Genomic DNA, 21,301 nt, shown 5'->3' on the forward strand with positions numbered 1-21,301 from the left:
CGACCCACTGGCTGACCCGGCAAAGTAGCTCGTCGTCCGACCAGTCGGCCTTGGCCACGAAGTGGTGCAATGCCTGATGCCGCGCGCTGGCGTGAAGCGGATCCACGCTTGCGGCCATTGGTTCGACACTCTTGCGTGTCAACGGCAACATCAGGCCTGTGCAGTAAGCCTTCAGTCCTGAGTGGCGATCCGCATGACCCAGGCCGCCAGCCAGATGTTCAATGTACTGCTCAAACCGCCTTTGCGCATCCATTGCTTCTCGCTCTATGCCTGGGTATCCTCATTATATGTAGGTAAACAAGCAATATCACAATTGTTATTTTTATGACACAGTAAGACTAGTAGTGCTGCTGACAAACGCGAGTGGATGCGAAATCACTCATTCGTCAAAGAGCGACGATTGCGACGTCGGGTCCTTCGCACCAACGTCTCGAGACGTTCCTTCCGCCACCTCCGTGCTTGCGCAGCCGTCCGCTCATTCAGAGCAGGCTGCTCAGAATTTGAGATGTGTCGGCTATGTCAGACTGCAGAGTGAACCTCGAAACTCAAGCCTGGCGAGGCTTTGCGACTATTTTTTACGATTCACGGGCTGTCATAAAGTCGACAATCCGACGATCGCGGAGAGCCTGGTTTTTTGACAGGTAGACGCAGAAATTAACCAATCCGGCGGCGCAGCACCAGCGGTACAGACCTGGTTATGCAACAGCGCTCGTGCGTGACTCGGCGCTCCGCACTCACCGTTTATGCCTGATCCAGCATTTCAATGCAGTGAAGATCTGTCTGCCCGGGAAATTCGCAGCGTTGACTGGCAATCGGCTCTCTCGGCAGTTATCTACGACTTATGTACTAGTTACGATCGAAGAAATCGCACTGTGTGTGCCTCATGTCGGCCTTTCGGCAGTTAAAGCGGAGCTAAGTGCCAGCAAAGTGGGACTTTGAAACCGATGCCGTGAAAATGACCCGGCAAGTCCGTCCAATCTCCTGGTTTGGTCTTTGAAAAGTCCGTCCCTGTCATATCAAGTGAATGCATTCGGTCGTGGCTTTTGCCCAAAAAATCAACCCGACTGTCGTGACACGGCGAATACCATCAACGTCGAGCCGGGAATTGAACAATCAGGCTTTCCGCGCCGCCAGCGCCGGTAGTCAGTCGCTCGTGAACTGGCGACTCTCTCCTGACGTGATCTCCCGTGAAAATTGCTTGCGCGGTCTCGGGGATCTCGTTACCATTGCACGGCAAAACGGCGCCGACGCTTCGGCATGAAATCTGGCAGAACTCCTGCCGAACACTCCAGGGCGATCCAGCCCACATCAATTTCTCGATCCGGAATTTCGTATTCCACTGCGTGGATCAACATAGTTGTTGATGTCCACGCTAGCATCGAACACGTCATCAGTTCTCGCCCGACTTCGAAAGTCATTCTTTCGAACGTGTGGCGTCATCTCGAAATTCACTTGAAACATCTCTAGCTGACAGCCGCACGGTGGTCACGCTCAGGCTGCGCCATTGCAAGTCGGGTGCATATCAATCCAGGAAATCGTCAGCCTGCGGAGTAGCCGCGCTTCGAGGCGCTTTGTGGTTTCGCGGTGAGGAGCGGGTGCGCCCGCTCCGGGGGACGCATGTCGTTCCGGTCTTTCGTATTGCCGATTCATGACACAGGCACACCCGGCACCGGGATTTCCCGGTTTGCCTGAGGTTTGCTGTTTCGCGTTTTATGATCCTGGAGTGAATGATGGCTTTGGACTATGTAATCAACCGCCTCGCCGAGCGCTACGGTAACGCCCCGATGTCTGGCGTTGCAAAACGGAACAGGCGCTCCGCGCTGGATGATCATCTCGGGTTGATGGGCCGGTTCACCCTGCGCCGACTGGATTCACCGAATCCCCGGGAGTTCAGCCTGCGCAAACTGGCAGAAGAGATTGAGCGAAATGCCGGTCACCGGTTCACTGCAGATGCGGTTCGCAGCGCGCTCATCAAGCATAACCTCTACCAGCTGTGGAGGTAACCAGATGAGAATTAGTGACCTTGCGCGAGAAGCAGTGAGTCGCATTGCGGTGCACGGCGCGTCGAAACAACAGATGGGCGAACTCAATTCCGCGGCGGCACGCTCGATATCCACCGAGCGTGCTTTTCGTGATGTGCTCTCCGCCTATCTCCGCTGGTTGCGCGCCAACCGGCTCCCGCTTGATGAACTGCATACTAGAGCGATGCTGCTCGAGTTTCTCGAAGAATTTGCAGAGCTACACGCCCAGAAGTCGGTCAACCAGGCCGTCCAGGCTCTGGGGAAGATTTTCGCCGTGCGTATTCCACGCGTTGACAGTTGCATCGTCACTGTGGTTCGGGGACGTGCGTACTCCTTCGAAGATGTCCAGAAGGTCGTCGCGCATCAAACGGAATACAACCAGTTTGGAACACTCCTGGCTTTCGACGCCGGTTTGCGCGCCCATGAGTGCCTGACGCTGCGGGAACCGCGTGGCGAAAGTCCATCGGTGCACCGCGACTGGTCTCCCGATCGGTTCACCGGCCGTACAGACTTTGTCGTCTTTCTGGTTAGCGGTAAAGGCGGTCTGGTCCGGGAGGTCGCCATATCGCGTGAACTGGCCGACGCACTGCAGGAACGCGCTCGGCCAGAGCCAGTCGTGGTGCACGACCGCGGAGTCATTTACAAAAGTCATTTCGATATTGGCGGTGGGCAAGCGCTTTCCGCTTCCTTCACCTATGCGAGCAAACACGCACACGGACAAAGCCGCGGATTGCATGGAATGCGACACAGTTTCGCGCAGCATCGGCTCGCAACCCTGATCCCCCTCCTCGGTCCCAAGCAGGCGCTGAAAGTACTGAGCGTTGAGTTGGGTCACTTCCGTCCCGAGATTAGCCTGGCATATCTTGTTGGAGGCTGACACGGTCATGACAAACAGGAAGCGTCTACCCCCCGGGCTGCGTTCCCGCACCCAGGCATCTGGCAAGACATACCACTATCTGAAGACCGCGTCTGGGGTCAAGGAAACGCCGCTTGGTCCAGACCTCGGCACCGCCCTCCAGTACTGGCGGGACCATGCTCTCGATCGATATCTGGGAGAACGGAATGTATCCAGTGTTCTTGTGCTGATCGAGGCTTTCATAACGGCAGAGATCCCGATCAGGATGATGTCCGAAGTGCCATTTCTTCAGCGTCAGGCACGCGCCCTCGCAGCCTTCTTCCTGGATATGGGCACGACTGGACTGACGGCACCATTCCCAAGTGCGGAGGCCTACTTTGCTTATCGAGGTCCGCGCTACGCAATCCGCGCTGGTGCCGAGATCCGCCTGTTTATCCACATTTGGGGGTGGGCGCAACGACTCTCGCTCATGAAAGCCAGAGCCCCCTGCCCCTGGAGTTCAGGTCTCGTCTGGGACTGGGTCCGCCAGCATGTCTTGTGCGAACTTGCCGACGCACTTCGTCAATTTGCGTCTGCTGCAAGTCTTCCTGCGCAGGCACCGTCCCCCCAGGACGGAATAGCCGCGTCGAACTATCTGGCTTCTGAAAAATTGGAAGAGTCAAGCATCCCCGACTCGCGATCCGGTTCGCACGCACCACGTACGATCGCAGACCAGCATGAAATAGACGCATTTCTGGCCCGCGCAGCGCGGCAGTTCGCTGCGGACGGGCGCCCTGATCTCGCTCGAGAAGTTCGTCGCCTGTCCAGGGCCGAAGTGCGCAAAGTCATCGATCTGATGCCCGGATCGGCCGGTACCTTGCAGACTGGCGCGGAACTCATACTTGGAACCAGCCGGGCGGCCCGGCTGGAAGTGATGCGATTAGCGACGAAGGCAAAGCGAAGATAAACACCGGCCAGCATGCTGGCGCGCCGATGCGTCCCGAAGTTAGGAGCATGTATCGGTAGTCGGCCGCGTCAGTCATGCACTTCTTCAATATAGCGACTTCGACCACCACGTTGAAACCAGAGGGGACGCAAAAAATATTTGCTTACGGATCCTGGTTCGCCCTATACTATGAACTGCCGTTCGATCGGCACCTATTTCATCAAAAAGTAAGTATCACGCGCCGCATAATTTTAGTTGTCATGCTGCCGCCCGACGCTTAATCATCAAGCAGCAATCACGCTGAAGCACGTTTCAGCAGATGTGTTGTGTCGAATGCGCCATTGCGCTCGACCATCATTGCGAAACTGCTCAGGTGAGCATTGGCCTAGCGCTACTGCGCCAGGCTAGGCCCTCTCCTTACCAAGCTTGACCTCCGGATATTGCCAGCAGAGCGATCTTTGCGCGCATTGCAATGCGCCAAGTCATCTGCAGCGTCGGCACCCATCCGCGTGAGTCAGATCAGCCTTCTCCGTAATTCAACGAGCAATAGGTCGGGCGACCCGTTATCCCTTGGGCCGCGCATAGCGACTGCGTTCGCGTCGACCAAATAAAATTCCCGCAAATCGGATAGCGACCCGACTCTGGCTCGTGTTGATGGCGCTCGGCCATCTTTTCAATCCTCCATCAATCAACCGATGCGACGCAAAAGGCGACTGGCTTGAAGCCCAGCCGCCTTTTGTCTCGCGTTTCGTTGCGAAACGCGGGTTGGCGTGCCCCTCATTTGCACGCCACGCTGTTGTTCGTTGATTCAGCTAACCAAAGGAGGTAGCTATGGTCGTTAAACCTGCGCGCTTGCGCCCCCAAGTTGCACTGATCGTCGAAGCTTTGGAGCTTTCGTTTGCGCCACGGCCGAAACATCATGTGGAATTTGAAGCGCTCGACAAGACGCTATTGAAAGAAGTAAAGCGCATTACGAAGCGCGAACATCTCCGTCTGCTGAAAAATCGCGACCCGAAATATCTCGCAAGCGCCACGTACCAACGGCTCCTCGAAAAATATAGCGGCCCCGTTTATCTCCGTGTATGCGAGTGGGGCATCTTCGTTTTCGAAGACAAGTCATCGATGAAGCACGGTCAGTTCCACTTCTGTGTGAAGCTGAAATTTCTACCCGACGCCATCGTCAATGATCCCTTCATCATTGACGATATCTCCACGCCGCATGGGTATCAAGCGCTGGATTTGGTCATCACGGATCTCATGCGCAGTTTCATTCATGAGCAATACGACGGGCCCGGTTCGATCGATCTGGACGAAGGCGATCATTTTGCCGAGGCGATGACATTTGAAATCGAAGGAGACGGTGAGGACAGCGATGATCACGATCTCGATACATTTGGCATAGCTGAAGGACTAAAAAAGTTGCTTTGCGATGGAAAATTCGATCGCTATTTTTTAGACATCGTCAAGAAAACTCAAAAAATTCACGCGAAATATGGTCGTCTCAAATCCTGATCTAACGGCTGCAAGGACAGAATTTCAGCACACGCCAATATCTTTTTCGCTGGTGAAAAGTTGCTGAGAAGTCAGTGTTTCGCCCTCCGGAATCCACGCCGATGCGCCGGTAGAAATATCGAACATATCACGTGGATTTTCGGAGGTATCTATCAAACCTAATAGCGTTTTGAATGAGGAGAAAAAAATGGCAGCTGTTGTAGTCGCCGATGTAGGCGCCGCAAATACCAAGGTCATCGTCGCCGTCGATGGACGGATCACCAAGCGATTTCTGTTTCCTTCGGCGGTTGGCATTGAGACGAATAGTGCCCTATCCACCTTTCGCGCTACTCACGAAACAACTCTCGAAGTGAGTCCCAAAATAAACGGTACGACGTATCTCGTTTCCCTTAGACAAAACCAGAAAGTGCCGGATCACAAGCGACCCGCTCCCGGCGATAATTTCCAGGTTAGCAACACGCACACCGCGCTTCTTGCTGCGGCACTCTATGCTGCGGGTCTCGTGCACGTGGACGTGCTTGTGGTCGGGACTCCTGTCCATACGTACAGCAAGCATGCTGACGAACTAAAAAAATGGAGCGGCTTTGTCGACTTCGGTTTTGGCAAACAAATTCGCGTGAGCAAAACCCTAGTCTTACCACAACCTTACGGCACGCTTTTGGCTGGCAAGAATGAGCGCATTATTCTGGGTGATGAGCAAGCCAATCATTGCATCCTCGATGTGGGTTATTTCAGCTCAGATATCCTGACAACAAAAGGAGAACTGATTATTGATCATGCTCGATCGTTCGGTGCTGGTTTTGGCACCGCCGCTGTCTACCAGCGAATCGCAGATATGCTTGCATCTGAACTTCGCATGCCGATAACGGAACTGGACCGCATAGAGTACGCGATACGATCCCAAACTCCGTACATTGCGCACAATCGCCGTTTCGATCTCAATGGTGAATATCTGGACAAAGTCCAGCCTCATATTGAGGCATTTGTATCGGACCTGTACGGACGAATCCAGACAACAGAAGATCTTTCCTCCATCGTTTTGTCGGGAGGTGGAAGCGGACTGTTCGAACGGGCCGTCAGGAAAGTCTTCCGTACAACTCGAATTAACATCATGCCTGATGCAATCAACGCGAACTCTCGTGGCTATCTGATCGCAGGGCATTCCTCACTATAAATAAAATATCCACTCCAGGCCAATGCTTACAACGGTAGAGAACAATGGAAGATTCGATCGAGATAACCGTAACGATAAATTCGGATTCGTTCCCGTTACTTTTCAGGCATCTGGCGAGCACAAAAGCCGGCCGACGACGGGCGGCCGCACTCAAATTACTTGCCGAGAATTTTCTATTTATTCAGCAACAGAACAAAAACTTGATGGTTACTGCATCACCGCAGGTCGTCGAACCACCACATCCGAGAGATTCACCGGAATCAGTGGCGGTTGAAAACAGCGCTCAAGGAGCGCTCGACCTGAAATCTGTTCGCAACAGCATGAGTCAGTTTATTTCCGGTTGAAAGCAAATGCTCCAAAACATCATGAGTCTCCCGACGGCGATCGTTTTTTAGGAAGTCGTCGGCGGTATCTGATCGTTGCCAGATAACTAGGGCCGTCGCGCTGTCCGTCATGGCGGGCGCGCGGCAAACGACTTCGCCCGATCATTCAAAAAAAGGATGCATGAGAAAAACCGCGCATTGTCGACTTCGGGCCACGCCTTCCGAAAACAGGATGGAACCCAACACGCGTTCTTGTGACGTGAGTGCTTCGCTCAGCCTTGACCCTGACTTGATCGAACCGCGCAGGAGCTACACGCCATGATTGCGTCGACCGTACTCTCAGGAGAAAAATCGGGGCATTGCCCTGACCGCTTGCGCATCCGTGCCGAATATTTTCCTTAGGATGCGATGCGACGCGCACCGCTTTTATACCCCTTTTTCAGTGAGAGCTAGATGTACGTAGATCCGCGTGTGGCACTTGGAAGGACGCAGTTTGAGCTCGGCAGCGTGACCCAGTTTCTGGACATAAGTTGCAGGCAGCGAATCCTGGATGCTGTGGTGAAAGCGGTTGGCAATCCCAACATTACCAACCGCGAATACCGTAGACGGCTTCAGAAAAACGCGATCCCAGCTCTACGTCGAGCGAACGTGCTTGCATACTACCAGCAGCATGAAGAATTCACGGGACTGATTGTGCATTACACGACGGTTGGAGACGACGGGATCGCTCGCCGGCTCTTACTGTGGAGTCACGCGGACCGAACTGCGATTGGAAGTGTTCCGGTTTGCGTCGAGCCACATGCTGTCGCGCGCTGCATGCAGCGCAACGGTGTCATGTCTGTCGGTAGCATCTTGCCAGAGATCCTTCAGGCTTTTAATCTCGCCCCGTATTTCTTTGAGTTCGCATGGAAAAGCGGATGGAAGCAGATCGGCATCCCAACGTCATCAGGCCTTTTTGTCGGAGAGCTACAAAACGAGGTCGACATCGTTCTGAAGACTTACTTCAAGCCCGGTGCAAATGGACGTGTCTCACGGTGGTCGCCCTATATCGAGTACTTTCGCGATCTCGTCGACGCAGCCAACCGGGAAGATGCACCGGGTGACGAAATGCAGAATCTGCAGGATCTGAAGCTTGCAGCGACCGATAATGGCCGTGGCGTCGCCGCCCGATTCTCATTTCTCACTGAACCCTATGTCTATCAACATGATCGGGACACGGCACTGTGGGATCAGGCGCGCGCCCTCGCCGTCGGATAAGCAGACGCGTCGATATCCCGCGAACCGATCCAGGCCGGCGGCGCGCTTTGGTGAAACGCGCCTTTTCAAGCGAACTCTCGTCTGGTGCTTCACGTAAACTCGACGAATGCGGTTGGGAATGTCCTCGCGTGCAGGGATGAGCTTACCCAGGTAGGAGCCGTATCGACGGCGCATTCCGGTTGCAATGAGTAGTTTTCGGTGATCCCTATCGATTCGAGACGGAGTAGACGTCGCGATTGAAGTTTTCCCGGCTCGCACGACGATGCTCAAGGCGCGTGATGACGATGCATCAGTGCTCGCGCAATCTCGCTCTGAACTGCTGCTCCCTTCCGGGCCGCCCTCCAATGTGCTCGCGACCAAATGGCGGCCAGGTAACGGAAGTAGAGGTAACAACAACGCGACACCTGCTATCATCGCCCCTGCCAGATCCGTCTATCCGGTCTTGAACCGTCCAACCGAAACCGGTCTGACTTAACCGCCCGTCCCGCCGAAGTCCGTGATTATCGTGACGCCACTCCGCTGAAAGCGCGAGCAGTCCGACACCGATCGCCGCATGATGACCTGCTGCCAGTGGCAGCGCAATCGCTAGCGTCACCGCTCCGGCGCTGCAGCAAAAGCTAACTAGGGCCCGGGCCCTCCCCCACGATCGCTAAACGGCTACCGTCGTTGTTCGAACAACGACGTGTCTCGCGGCGCTCTTGCGCGCTAACCGCTTCGGTCAGTCGAGAGTTTCTCGTGACATAGCGGAAAGTTCTCCACCCTGGCCAAGGACCCGGTTCGCAAGGGGTCGAACTGCAGATCGCGTTCAACGCGTTCTTCCACGCTTCGTTCTTCCGGCTTCAGCCTAAGCTGTAGCAAACGGAACGCTCCTATGCATTGTGCACCCTCTTTCTTGCTGTCCACGTGCCATTGCGGGTCAATCTCGCGACAGCGAAACGATGGACCGCGTGCATGAGTGACCCCACTGCTCCACGGAATTCCTTCAGATGCATCTGGTACGCAGTTTCATCTTCCCGACATCGATCTATTGCAAGCTTCGAGATACCAAAAGTGGTAACCACGATGGCTTTGAAGCCCCCCTCACGAGGCGGTCGAGCATTGAAAAATTCGGTCACGTCCTCGCTCGGCTGGCGAAGCGTGAGATCGCGTCCTGGCTTGTAGATTCAAGCTCTCTCCCGCTGTCGAACATCACCACATCGCTGCTGCAATCGACTGTCGCCTCGCCGAAAGCCTTGCAGCAAAGTGCTCCCGCGCATCCACTTGCAACCGGCTATGTCGCAACCATCTTTCGATGGGCTCGTCGATAGCAGTCGGTCGACTGGCACCGGAGAACCCTTACCGACTACGCTATCTTCGAGGACGGATCAAATCTGATCGACTCTATGTGAGACAAGGTTTCTCCAATCAAGAGAAGTTAGAAACGATGCAATCTCCGATGCAGATCTGCTGATATTGCACCCCATACCTTTCAATGCAACTGGCTTCGCGAGCCTATCGGACCCAAGCCTTGCTCTGGAGCGCTAACGCCTGACTCCATCGCGCACGCGCTAACCCCCAAAGTGTCGCTGGTTGCCAACGGCTCCGCAAAGCAAAACCTCCTGGTCGAATGTTGATCGAATCGCTCCAGCACATGCAGTGAAACGTTGGAGGAGCAACCGTCAGGCATTTAGAGGCGTTAACAAAATGAGTTCTTCAGCCTTCGCCAACAGATGATGCAGCAGGCGAGTTTCATGAAGGCTTCGTGGATGAAGGCAAGGCGTTCGAAGCGGACGCGTAGTCGCCGGAAGTTGTGAAGCCACGAAATGGTTCGCTCGACGACCCAGCGGGTTTTGCCAAGGCCGCTGCCGTGAGGCTGGCCACGTCGGGCGATTTCGGTAGCGATGCCGGCTGCGTGCAGCGGACGGCGGTATTTGTCGTGATCGTAGCCCCGATCACCCTGAACGATGCGGGGCTTCGAAAGCGGCCGGCCGCGCTTGCCGGCAATGGGTGGGATCGCATCAACCAGCGCGTGAAGCTGGGTGACATCGTGACGGTTGGCGCCGGTGAGGATTACCGCGAGCGGGATGCCCTGCGCTTCGGTAATGAGGTGGTGCTTTGAACCAGGTCGCGCGCGGTCGGTGGGATTCGGTCCCGTTTTTGACCTGCACCCACCGCGCGGATCGAGGAGGAGTCGACAACGACACGGGACCGGTCAATCCGGTCGGACTCGCGTAGCTTCGCGAGCAGCACTTCGTGTAGCCGGTCCCAGACGCCGGCAGCCTGCCAGTCTCGTAGACGGCGCCAGCAACTCATGCCACTGCCGCAGCCCATCTCGCGTGGCAGCAGGTCCCAGCGCAGGCCCGTCTGCAAGATGCACAGGATGCCGGTAAGCATGGCCCTGTCATGCAGTGGTTTGCGTCCGGGATACCGTGAGCGGCGAGGTTTGGGTGGGGGCAGCAAGGGTTCAATGAGTGCCCACAACTCATCATCGAGTAGTTTGGCCATGGTCTCCTCGTCACCGAAACAATGACGAGGTTAACAGCAATCGTTGGAAGTTAACAGATCAAAGCAATCATTTTGTTAAGGCTTCTTACTCGCACACGATCGTTCAGCATGACACCGCGATATAGAGATGGCGTGCATATCCGGCCTCAGGCAGCACGAACTCGACCAGGAGTAACTCATCAAGCTAGACCTGTTTTCGCGATGTGTTGCGTGAAGGAAATCATGTGGCCAGCTTCCACCTTACATCGTTGCGTACTCAATTTGCGTTGCCGCATATGCCGGAGATACTGGACTTGAATTGCAACCGAGGGACGCCCTGAATGTTGCGAACCAGAGTTCAATTTGACGGTACGGCCTGGCAGTGACAGTTGATAGAAAACCAGGTCGATTCATTTCACGTTTACCTACTTTATCCACCATGAAAAACATCGTCTATTACTGGAAAATTTTCTATACCGAGTGTTTTGAATTGCTTCGTGAATACGTGTCGCCGCTCGTAAAACTTCTTAAATGGATTCGAAAAAGACGTTGAATCGATGAAATCTACCGGCGACATTCATACCGATTCCCTAACAAGACAGTCGGGACTCGATGCATCGACCTTCGTATCCCCAAAAATAATTGGAAATTCAGGATGAAAGACAAAAAAGCCACTCCTGATCGACTCTGGCCAATATTGATTCCTGATGCTCGCATCCCGTTGCCGCCCGCTGCCTGGGTCGTGCTTAACATCGTTGCAGCGCTGACGATCTCGATTCCTTTTGTTGTGATCGTGGCTTTCCTTTCCGGAGGACTTTGGCTCGCAAACGAAATGCGTGACTTGCTTGAGGTGCACTTTGCCGCTGGCGCGCAACTGCCCCTGATCGCAACCAACGTACTCAAACTCCTTTTGCTCGCTATTACTGGTCGGATTGCAGACATCCTTGTGTCCTGCATCCCGCATCTGGTTCATGAGGCACGTGAAGGGTTAAAGAACTTCGATCCGTTCTGATTCAAAGGTGCGAGAGGACGAATGTTCTCTGTGTGACGTTCGTCCCCATCGGCTTGCGTTGGCTGAGTCCGGTTGGAAGATCGCATTTTGATGGTCCGACATGCCTGTCGCCTGCTCCTAAATATCGTCGGGAGGTAAAATGATTTTGGAAATGTTCCGCTTTATATTCGGATTCCTGTTCTGGATGCCTGCGCTTCTGCTTTTGTGCATGCTGCAAACGTCGCTCGACGCCGGTTTTCATATGACCACGACTGACTGCCAGGCGCTCATTCTCGTGTCGCTCATAGCGGGTGGTTCCATCTGGATGAAGCGACGACATAGCCTTGAATGGACGCGTGCGGGATTCGCCGTGTTGAGTGTGGGATTGCTGCGAGTGATCCTTGAACACAACCACTACGGCATCTATGCTGCGGTAATCTGGTGCGTCGCGTTGCTCGCTGTCGTGTGGCAACGTCATGTTCATCAACGACATTCGAAGGCAGGCAGTACCGGTTCAGGAATGGTCGATAGCATTTATGCACGGCCTCAGCAGTCGGATCAGGCCGGGCTGGTATCCGCTCAGTACAGCTATGATCATGTCATAAGGCGGGCCCAGTATTCATTTGCCGACATTATTGGCATGGCCGAGACCAAGTCGCGGCTGCTGTTGGCGGCGCGTGAAATTGTAAGCGGTAACGCGGGCGGTCGAAACGGCATGCTCCTGTTTGGCGAGCCAGGCAATGGCAAGACTCTCCTTGCCGAGGCGCTGGCAGGTGAACTCGGCATCCCATTTTTTCCCATCACGTACGGCGATGTCGCCTCAAAATTTGTCAACGAGACACCGCAGAACGTTAGTAGTGCTTTCAAACATGCAAAGCGAAATACGCCATGCTTAATGCTTATTGACGAATACGATTCCTTTTGCAAGACCCGGGACGCTGGTGCGCATCATATGGATCAGGATCTGACGAACGTGATGCTGACGGAAATCGTCGCCTTGCGAGGAAAGGGCATTGTCCTTGTCGCGGCCACAAATTTTCTGGAGCGGCTTGATCGCGCCAGCATCCGGGAAGGTCGGTTCGACTACAAGATCGAAGTTCCTTCGCCTGATCTGGAAGCACGTCGAGCAATCCTGCGAAAGAGCATAGGTGGCGCGCCTGGATTCGCTGCCGTTGATATGGCTGTTGTGGACAGCCTCGCTGAACGTTGGGATGGGTTCAGTGCGAGTCGACTGACGGCGTTAGGTGGACAACTGTCAGAGATGCAGCGCGACGGGACGATCGCGAACAGCCGGATCACGTTTGAGACCTGCATGCGGGCCATGCGACTGATGGTGGGGCGCAGAGGGAAGCTGAGTGAGTCCGTGAAGACGATCGACGATATCGTCATGCCCGATCAGTCGCGCGACGTACTGCGAGACCTTGCGTTCAAAATGCGACATGTCTATCGTCTGGAAAAATTGGGGGGATACATGCCACGTGGCCTCTTGTTCTTTGGCGCTCCGGGCACGGGCAAAACGCAAGCGGCGATGGCTCTCGCGAAAGCAGCTGACTTCGCCTTCCTGAAAACCACAGGTGCAGAAATCATTGCAAATCCTGGGTCATGGGATGCACTCGCTAAGGAATCCAATGAAATACGCCCCGTAATTGTCTTTATCGACGAAAGCGATGATATTTTGCGCGATCGTCGGTATTCGAATGTGGCATCACTCACAAATCGAATCCTGACGGCGCTCGACGGCAGTGATGGACGCGTCCGCGATGTGATCTACATTGCGGCCACCAATCACATCGACGCGATTGATCCTGCAGCCCTTCGCGGTGGACGATTCTCCGAGCGTATCTTCTTCGACGTACCGAACTCTGCTCGACTCGAGCGTTACATCGTCTCGAAGCTGCGCCAGATGGCCGGCGCCCGCTATGTGATCATGCCCGGTGTCCGGGAGCGTTTGAATGAGGTTCTCGCGGCCAGGTCAATCGCGGATACGGACGCCTTGTTGCAACACGTGATTGACATTGCGGCAGTGCGCGTCTTGCGTCACCAGGTCGCCGAGATCAACTCGGACGACGTCCGCGTGGCAGCCAGTGCGATGTTTGCGGCGAGTGGCCAGCTGGGAGAAGTGCAGATGTCTCGATAGGCCGGAAAACGTTGCGCTTGTACTAAACAGGGCACGGCCTTACCGATGCGCCGGGCGACTCCATGAGATCAACTGGGTGCCCGGCTCTTCCCTGAGTTCGTTTATGTCGGTTGCGCTGAATCATCCCTGCCCCAAACACGTTTCATGCTGATCGGTGGTGGCGTCGCTCATGCGTCTCGTCGTTGCACGCCCACACTTCGAGATCGTCGAATCAAGAATTTGGAGCCAGAGGGTAGACAAACTTTTGATCAGCTGCCACCATGCTGGTCAGATCCTGAGGCACAACAATCGATATCACCCGAATTCGCTCACCCATGAACACGCCACTATTTGTAGCCAACGCCTGCTTGATGTGCATGCACCTGGAGATACCTTATCCCGGGCGTTGAGTCTATTCTGTTTTCTTGAAAGGGACGCCTCGGCGTCCCTTTTTTATTTCTGGAGTTTGCCATGACCTTTCGATACATCACGACACCGCTCTACTATGTGAATGACCGTCCGCACATGGGCCATGCCTACGCGAGCATTCATGCGGACGTCGTCGCGCGCTACCTGCGTGCGGCGGGTCACCAGGTCATGTTCGTGACTGGCGTCGATGAACATGGCGAAAAGATCGCAAGAGCGGCCGCAGCAGCCGGTGAGACACCACAGGCTTTCGCAGATCGCTACACCGGCGCGTTCGAGCAGGCCTGGAAACAACTAGGCGTTCATCCTGACCGCTTTGTCCGCACGAGTGCGCAAACTCACACTGAAGTCGTCAGTCGCAGCCTGAAGCGGCTCTATGACGCAGGTGAAATCTATCTCGCCGATTACGAAGGTCTGTATTCGGTCGGGCAGGAGCGATTCGTCACGGAAAAAGAGCTGGTCGACGGCAAGCTCCCCGAGGACCGCGATCCGCCGGTCGTGCGTCGCGAAGCCAACTATTTTTTCCGGATGGAAAAACATCGGGATTCGATCAGACAGCTCCTACACGACGAGCCCGGACTCATCGAACCGTCCCACTATCGCAATGAAATTCTTAGATTGCTGGACGATTCCATCGGAGACCTGAGCATATCCCGTCCTGGACGGCTTAAGTGGGGCATACCCATACCGTGGGATCCCCAGCACGTAACGTACGTCTGGTTCGATGCACTTCTAGGCTATGTGTCCCCGTTACACTATCCAGATGGACAGGCCTTTCGCGACTTCTGGCCAACGACGCGCCACGTCATCGGCAAGGACATCCTACGCCCACACACGTTGTTCTGGCTGGCCATTTCCCAGGCACTCGGATTTACGCCCTATCAGCGCCTTTATGTCTCTGGATATCTGCTAGGAAGTGACGGGCGCAAGATGAGCAAATCGCTTGGTAACGGAGTCGATCCGCTCGAAGCAGCTGCGCGCTACGGTGCAGACGTATTGCGCTATGCGCTGGTGCGTGAAGTGACGTTTGGTGTTGACGGCGTCATCACTCACGAAGCAATCGAACGCCGCCTGCATCGCGATCTCGCTGATGACCTGGGCAATCTTGCATCGCGTACCCTCGCGATGATCGTCAGGTATCGCGAGGGCAGGATTCCCACTCCAGGTCCATACACCACGCTGGAGGAAGAGATCGCGCGGCGCGCCACCGCCTTGCCCATGGAGGTTCTCGGACTGATTGACGACATGAAGCTGGCACAGGCGCTGGAGCGAATATTCGAGTTCATCCGGCATCTCAACGGCTATGTCGCAGTGACCGAGCCATGGGCGCTCGCCCGATCCGATGCTGATTTGCTGCGGGTCAATACGGTGCTGCATACGCTTGCGGAAGGGATTCACGCCGTCTCCGGCTTGCTTGCCCCCGTTCTGCCAGGTTCGATGAGTCAACTGCGTAATTTGCTCGGCTGCGTCAACGACGAACGATGGGCTGTGCCATGGGGTCAGGGCGTCATCGCAGGCAGCTCAGTGCGCGAAACTATACTCTTTCCCAAGCGCTCGCCGATTGACGGTCCGAGTTCGTGAACACCAACCTTGCTGAGGCGAATGAGTTTCTTCATAGAAGCGTGAGATTCCTCATGTAACCATGCCGACGTGTGGAAAGCAGTCGAGCCCGATTCACTGTTGCTGTAAGGGCAGCGTAGCGCTGCCCTTGCAGAAAACTGGAATCGACGCTCTTCTCATCGTTTCAAGCGCTTTCAATCGACCGGCCTTATGGAAAGCTACAATTGAAGTCGATGACACGACGTTCTCGTGCCGCGTTCGAATGACCGCGGAGGCAGTCAACGCGTTTCCGAAGCCTATGCTCGTACGAGTCTGATCGCGAGAAGACTTGAGCCGGCCTGTTGTTTAACGATCCCTTTCGGCATCACCCTACTATCACTGAAAGCAGATCATATGCTGCATCATCCCACCTCGAATGGCTGTATGAACTGCGGTCGTTCGGCGTGATAGCGGCACTCGCAGGCCGGAAATCCCAACGCAGAAACCTTTTCTCATGGTTGCGAAGTCCATCGCTGATCATGGCACGCCAACGGGTGGCCAACTCCGACATAAATGCAGCAAAAGCACACGCACAACGTCAACGTTCGTATGTAATTGCAACTAGTTGTGTACACGGCGACGAACGCTCACAAAAGCAAATCGATGGTCCGCCCCAGTTTTGCACCCCCTAACGCTTGATTCAGTGGTGGCTTCCTCACTTATCCGACTTCGAAGCGGGAGACGACTCCCCGCGCCACTATGAAGTTAGCGCCCGCGGTCCCCATCAAGTTATGCTGCTTCGGGAGCCTCTTTGCTTTCCGGGGTGATCCGCAGACCGGAGTACCGTTCACGTCATCAGGTTTAAGTGGTCGCAAAAGCAGAGGGGTTGGCAGTGGTGCTTGGAGCAGGCATCGAGATCGTCGGTTTTGTCTGGTGGAAAAGGCGCGATCTGCGCAAACAGCTTTGCGAGCAGTCAATGCGCGTTTCACTGACCGGCGTTATGGAGCCATTCCGGGATCGGCGTATTGGCGCCACCGGATGATCGGCGCATAGGCGCCAGCGCAGGATCGGCGTTACGGCGCCAGTCCGTGACCGGCGTAAAGGAGCCAGTCGATGATCGGCGTATAGGCGCCACCGGCGCCGGGTGTTGAACGGGATTCGAACTTTCCAGATGGGTACGCTCCGTTCTTTCTGAACGGAGTGTCCATGACCAACCGGAGGTTCGAATTGTTTGAGTACCGTCAAGTCCTTGTCCGCATGCGGCAAGGCGATTCCGATCGCGACATCGCGTGTAGCGGCCTGATGGGTCGCAAGAAGTTGACCGCTGTTCGTCGTATGGCCGACGAGCGCGGCTGGCTGAATGCCGGGCAGCCGTTACCCGACGATACCGTGATCGCCGGCGTGTTCGGCCGCACTCCACACTTGCCGAGCACATGCGTGTCCACGCTCGAGCCGTTTCGCGAGCAGATCCGTGACTGGCATGACGCCGGCGTTCAGGGCACAACGATTCACCACGCGCTGAAACGCAACCATGGCTACACCGGCAGCTACTCGGCGGTGCGCCGTATCCTGCTGGGCCTGAGGGCCGAACGCGGCGTGCCGGCCACAACGATCCTTGAGTTTGCGGCAGCGGAGGCCGCACAGGTTGACTTCGGCGCCGGGCCGGTACTGGCACATGAATCGGGCGCACAGATCAAGACGTGGTTCTTCGTCATGACCCTCTGCTGGTCGCGGCACCAGTATGTCGAGCTCGTGCTCGACCAGACGGTCGAGACATGGCGGGCCTGCCACCGTCGCGCCTTCGAGTGGCTCGGTGGCTGCCCGGGTCGCGTCATCATCGACAACGCGAAGTGTGCAATCACCAGAGCCTGCATGTACAGCCCGGAGGTCCAGCGCTCGTACGCCGCGCTCGCTGAGGGATACGGCTTCCGGATCGACGCATGTCTACCGCACGACCCGCAGAAGAAGGGAATCGTTGAGTCGGGCGTCAAGTATGTCAAGAAATCCTTTGTGCCACTGCGCACGTTCCGCGACCTGACCGATGCCAACCGGCAATTGCGCGAATGGATCATGCAGCAGGCCAGCACGCGCGAACATGGCACGACACGCGAGCAGCCGCTGGCGGGCTTTGCCATCGAGAAGCCGCTGCTCACGACGCTGCCTGACGTTGCGCCGGTGCTGGCTGTATGGAGCGAAGTCAAGGTGCATACGGACGGACACGTCGTCTACAAGAAGGCGCTGTACTCCGTGCCGTTCACGCTGGTTGGCAAGAGCCTCTGGCTCAAATCGACCGATACGGTTGTACAACTGTTCCACCAGCACGAACTCATTGCAACCCATCCGCGACTGCGCAAGGCAGGTGAGCGCCACACGGTGCGAGACCACCAGCCGCCGGCGGCGCAGGCGTGGCTCGAACACGATCCGCAGTGGTGCCTGGCTCGTGCCAAGGAGGTCGGGCCATCCTGTCACGCGCTGGTTCTCGCGATGTTCAACGACACGGTGCTGGTGAACCTGCGTGGCGCGCAGGGCATCGTCCGTATGCGCGAGAAGTTCGGCGATCAGCGACTGGACGCCGCGTGCGAGCGTGCGCTTGCATTCGCGAGCCCGAAGTACCGCACCGTCAAAACCATCCTCGACAGGGGACTGGACAGCCAGTCCGCCGCAGCAGCGGCGCAAACGTCAACGGCGCCTGCTGACACCTATCTGAACGGCGGCCGCTTCGGTCGTGACCTCCACTCCCTTCTCCTGCATTGAACATCATGAATCCCAGTCCCGAACTGAATACGATCCTCAAGCAACTGCGTCTGTCCGGTGTACACGACTCGCTCGAGCAGCGCAACCGTCAGGCGATCGACGGACAGCTCGCCTACACGGAATTCCTCGCCATGCTCCTGCATGATGAAGTCGCGCGGCGGGACCAGAAGAAGCTCGGCGCGCGTCTCGTGCGCGCCGGCTTCGGGCTAGGCAAGACACTGGAGACCTTCAACTTCGACCGGCTGCCAAAGCTCAACCGCGCGCACATCCACGATCTCGCCACCGGTCGTTACATCGACGAGAAGGTGGCAATCCTGATGGTCGGTCAAACAGGCGTCGGCAAGTCCCACATTGCCCAGGCGCTGGGCCACTGCGCTGCACGTCAGGGGCGTGACGTGCTGTTCGTCACGCAAACCGATCTGATCAGGAAACTGCATGCGGCCCGCGCCATGGGCCTCGACGAACGCAAGTTCCAGCAGTTCGTGCGCGTGCCGTTGCTGATCGTTGACGACTTCGCGCTCAAACCTCTGCGCGCGCCACACGACGAAGACTTCCACGACCTGGTGGCGGCCAGGTATGAGCGGGCGGCTACCATCCTGACATCCAATCTCGACCTCAGCGAATGGGGCGATGCCTTCCCCGACAACCGGATTCTCGGCGCCGCGACACTTGACCGGCTACGCCACGGTGCCTATCGCATCGTCATCGAGGGCGAGAGCTTCCGCAAGCCCAAACCGATGCCTGAAAACGGCGAAGTCGCCGTTGCAAAATCCAGTAAAAAACCGCATTCTTGAGGCCGTTCGAATCCGCGTTTGACACCACTTCCAACTGGCGCCATTACGGCGATCATCCCCGGCGCCTTTACGCCGATCCGTGACACTGCCTTCACCCAACGAGACGACGCCGCTCGTCCTGCCGATCGGAAGCACTGCGGGAAGCATCAGGGAACCGGGATGGATAACAACGGAAGGGCCGTCACAGCGGCCGCTGACCCGGGCCGCGCTGCACACGATCGTCAAGGATGTGTTTGCCGGCGCCGCCGGGCGACTGCGTGAACGTGGCGAGGCCTTTGCGGCCCGTGCGGACCTACTCGGGCAGGCCTCGGCACACTGGCTGCGGCACAGTGCCGGGGCGCACATGGCCGACAATCACGTCGACCTGCGGCTCGTGCGCGACAACCTCGGTCACGCATCACTGAACACGACGAGCCTTTATCTGCACGTCGACGACGATCGCCGCCATCACGAGACCGACGAGAAGCATCGCATCAACTGGTGACGCCTGCCCTGCCCGGATTCAGGCCGCAGACCGGTCAACGTTCGACCCCACGTGTCCGTTATACAGGGCACCCGGTACGGCCCGATACTCAAACCGCATCGCATATGCAAGAATCTGTGTGACGCGCCCCGAAGCGCTGACTGCCTGACCGCCCATGGAAACTGTTGAACTCGAACCCCAGGTGCTTTCCGATCGCCGCGGCGTGGTGTTTGGCCTCGTGCGCCCGAACGGCCCGGTTGAATGCGTGATCACGATCGCGACACTGGAAGCGTATTTCTGGCTCGAACCCCGGGCCAGCGACGCCCGCATCCTGAAGACCTTCCGCGATGGGTACGGGCGCATCCGCGCGATTGCCGAGCGCAGGCTGCTAGCCCATCCGGCCACGCGCCTCGAACTGACGTCGGACGATTTCGCGCGTCCCTGACGGCTTCAACACAGGTCCGGCAAACCGGGCGACCACGATCAGCATACCGAACCATCTCTCCCGCCATTGAGGATGGTCGCTGACGCGAAATGGTTAGCACGCCCGGATACGCCTCGCGAGTTCGTGAGGGGGAGCGGGCAGTCAGCCGTCCCGGTAAGGCCCGGTTCCGGCCTCATGACTTCGGTCGCATCGCCTTGCAGGTGGCTGTTTTTACACAGTCGCCATCGTGACAGACAAAGCCCACCAACCTCGTGTGGCGAAAATGTCAAAGTCCAATGGTCGCATTTTTGAAATGTATTTTTTGAGTGCCACCATAGGACAACGAGCCTTGAATCAGGTTTGCAGGCAAACAGGGGGCATCTCATGGGCAGCGCGCTGGTTTGGGCAGCGATCCCTCACAACGGCGATGGGGTCGTGTTCCAGGTTCGCGTAATTCGCGGACTTCAACGTTTTCATATCCCACGCCTGGTGCTTGAGGAGGCTTTCGACCTGCCACCTCATGCATCGGATGCAGGGCAGCTCGAACTCTTTTATCGGCTCGTGACCCACATCCTGAGCCGGGCCATGCACAAACGTGCGATCGCGGGCGCTGACACTGCTGCATTTCGGACTCTGGATTTCGCCCCTGTCGTGGAGGTAGCACAGGGCGCGACAGCGCTCCCGTCGGAAACGCAAGGCTATCTGGCGTCACACTGAAGCGCTGTGACGGATGAGAACCGTCGTTGGAGTGCGGGAAAGTCGAACGTATCGCGTTCACCTATGGGTAAGGCGCACAACGCACAACCGTTTGGTAGCGCAATCCGCCATCACGTCTACACGTCTACACGTCTACACGTCTACACGTCTACACGTCGGGCTCGAAAAAAAGCCCAACGTCCTGTCGGGACGGTGGGCCTCAACACGCACCAAAAGTCAGGGATCACCGCTATAACTTTTGGAACCTTGAACGTTACATTACAACGTACTGTCTATCAATCTGGACATACAAAAACAACGATGGGATTATTCCTGATCAGGTTGTCGCGTCAATGAGCGATCTGATCAGGTAACGCTGTCGATCGGATGTTACACACACCGGCCCACTCATGCGGCATTCACGACGTCCTTGAACGCCTTGCCTGCAGTGAACTTGACGGTTTTCGCCGCCGGAATCGTGATGGTCTCGCCCGTCGACGGATTGCGACCGGTACGTTCGGCGCGAGCACCCGTCGAAAACGAGCCGAATCCGATCAGCTGGACTGT

Annotated in this window: 19 protein-coding genes and 1 pseudogene; 17 read left to right on the forward strand and 3 right to left on the reverse strand. The window is 56.5% G+C overall.

Going from position 1 to position 21,301, the window contains the following annotated elements:
- Positions 1 to 253: transposase (locus tag BLT65_RS39160; protein ID WP_143036641.1), on the reverse strand; the 253-nt coding region annotated here is incomplete at its 3' end.
- A gap of 1,477 nt (positions 254 to 1,730) precedes the next feature.
- Between BLT65_RS39160 and BLT65_RS39165 the strand changes: the two genes are divergently transcribed.
- From BLT65_RS39165 to BLT65_RS46815, 8 genes are all read left to right on the forward strand, one after another.
- The gene (locus BLT65_RS39165; protein ID WP_091788696.1) at positions 1,731 to 2,003 is read left to right on the forward strand and encodes a hypothetical protein; all 273 of its coding nucleotides are present in this window, start codon (positions 1,731 to 1,733) and stop codon (positions 2,001 to 2,003) included.
- 4 nt (positions 2,004 to 2,007) lie between these two features.
- On the forward strand, positions 2,008 to 2,898 hold the full coding sequence (locus BLT65_RS39170; protein WP_091788699.1) for a site-specific integrase: 891 nt from the start codon (positions 2,008 to 2,010) through the stop codon (positions 2,896 to 2,898).
- 7 nt (positions 2,899 to 2,905) lie between these two features.
- On the forward strand, positions 2,906 to 3,823 hold the full coding sequence (locus BLT65_RS39175) for a hypothetical protein (RefSeq protein ID WP_143036643.1): 918 nt from the start codon (positions 2,906 to 2,908) through the stop codon (positions 3,821 to 3,823).
- An 810-nt stretch (positions 3,824 to 4,633) separates the two neighbouring features.
- Positions 4,634 to 5,314: a hypothetical protein gene (locus tag BLT65_RS39185; protein ID WP_091788708.1), complete on the forward strand. Its 681-nt coding sequence runs from the start codon at positions 4,634 to 4,636 to the stop codon at positions 5,312 to 5,314.
- 187 nt (positions 5,315 to 5,501) lie between these two features.
- Positions 5,502 to 6,488: a ParM/StbA family protein gene (locus BLT65_RS39190; protein ID WP_091788711.1), complete on the forward strand. Its 987-nt coding sequence runs from the start codon at positions 5,502 to 5,504 to the stop codon at positions 6,486 to 6,488.
- A 44-nt stretch (positions 6,489 to 6,532) separates the two neighbouring features.
- Entirely contained in the window at positions 6,533 to 6,832 is a 300-nt protein-coding gene (locus BLT65_RS46810) for a hypothetical protein (protein WP_143036644.1), read from the forward strand.
- A 432-nt stretch (positions 6,833 to 7,264) separates the two neighbouring features.
- Entirely contained in the window at positions 7,265 to 8,068 is an 804-nt protein-coding gene (locus tag BLT65_RS39195) for a hypothetical protein (protein WP_091788714.1), read from the forward strand.
- 986 nt (positions 8,069 to 9,054) lie between these two features.
- Positions 9,055 to 9,375, forward strand: coding sequence for a hypothetical protein (locus BLT65_RS46815; protein WP_143036645.1), 321 nt, complete (start codon positions 9,055 to 9,057; stop codon positions 9,373 to 9,375).
- Between the two features lie 368 nt (positions 9,376 to 9,743).
- Here the strand turns inward: BLT65_RS46815 and BLT65_RS39200 are convergent.
- Positions 9,744 to 10,552 (reverse strand): IS5 family transposase gene (locus tag BLT65_RS39200; protein ID WP_091788717.1). Its coding sequence is split into 2 segments (ribosomal slippage): positions 9,744 to 10,207 and positions 10,207 to 10,552, totalling 810 coding nucleotides; the frame shifts between segments, so codons are not numbered across the junction.
- 634 nt (positions 10,553 to 11,186) lie between these two features.
- Between BLT65_RS39200 and BLT65_RS39205 the strand changes: the two genes are divergently transcribed.
- The 9 genes and pseudogenes from BLT65_RS39205 to BLT65_RS39240 all read left to right on the forward strand — a co-directional run bounded on the left by BLT65_RS39205 (position 11,187) and on the right by BLT65_RS39240 (position 20,755).
- Entirely contained in the window at positions 11,187 to 11,543 is a 357-nt protein-coding gene (locus tag BLT65_RS39205; RefSeq protein ID WP_091788720.1) for a hypothetical protein, read from the forward strand.
- A gap of 139 nt (positions 11,544 to 11,682) precedes the next feature.
- Positions 11,683 to 13,659, forward strand: coding sequence for an AAA family ATPase (locus tag BLT65_RS39210; RefSeq protein ID WP_244186951.1), 1,977 nt, complete (start codon positions 11,683 to 11,685; stop codon positions 13,657 to 13,659).
- Positions 13,660 to 14,109: 450 nt separating this feature from the next.
- Entirely contained in the window at positions 14,110 to 15,645 is a 1,536-nt protein-coding gene (locus BLT65_RS39215) for a class I tRNA ligase family protein (protein ID WP_091788723.1), read from the forward strand.
- 823 nt (positions 15,646 to 16,468) lie between these two features.
- Positions 16,469 to 16,645 (forward strand): hypothetical protein, encoded by a 177-nt coding sequence (locus BLT65_RS47460; RefSeq protein WP_167306619.1) that lies wholly within the window; start codon positions 16,469 to 16,471, stop codon positions 16,643 to 16,645.
- 185 nt (positions 16,646 to 16,830) lie between these two features.
- Entirely contained in the window at positions 16,831 to 18,357 is a 1,527-nt protein-coding gene (gene istA, locus BLT65_RS39220; protein WP_208545875.1) for an IS21 family transposase, read from the forward strand.
- 5 nt (positions 18,358 to 18,362) lie between these two features.
- Positions 18,363 to 19,151 (forward strand): IS21-like element helper ATPase IstB, encoded by a 789-nt coding sequence (gene istB, locus BLT65_RS39225; RefSeq protein ID WP_091788726.1) that lies wholly within the window; start codon positions 18,363 to 18,365, stop codon positions 19,149 to 19,151.
- 85 nt (positions 19,152 to 19,236) lie between these two features.
- Positions 19,237 to 19,635 (forward strand): annotated as a pseudogene (locus BLT65_RS39230) (tyrosine-type recombinase/integrase); the annotation flags it as partial.
- 154 nt (positions 19,636 to 19,789) lie between these two features.
- Positions 19,790 to 20,059 carry a DUF1488 family protein gene (locus BLT65_RS39235; RefSeq protein ID WP_091788729.1) on the forward strand — a complete coding sequence of 90 codons (270 nt, stop codon included), beginning with the start codon at positions 19,790 to 19,792 and terminating at the stop codon, positions 20,057 to 20,059.
- Between the two features lie 363 nt (positions 20,060 to 20,422).
- Complete coding sequence (locus tag BLT65_RS39240) at positions 20,423 to 20,755, forward strand: hypothetical protein (protein WP_091788732.1); 333 nt, start codon at positions 20,423 to 20,425, stop codon at positions 20,753 to 20,755.
- 387 nt (positions 20,756 to 21,142) lie between these two features.
- On the opposite strand, the gene BLT65_RS39245 is transcribed toward BLT65_RS39240, so the two are convergent.
- A partial coding sequence (locus tag BLT65_RS39245) for an HU family DNA-binding protein (protein WP_244186966.1) occupies positions 21,143 to 21,301 on the reverse strand: 159 nt, incomplete at its 5' end.

This window comes from Paraburkholderia steynii (genome assembly GCF_900100565.1).
Taxonomy (GTDB): domain Bacteria; phylum Pseudomonadota; class Gammaproteobacteria; order Burkholderiales; family Burkholderiaceae; genus Paraburkholderia; species Paraburkholderia terrae.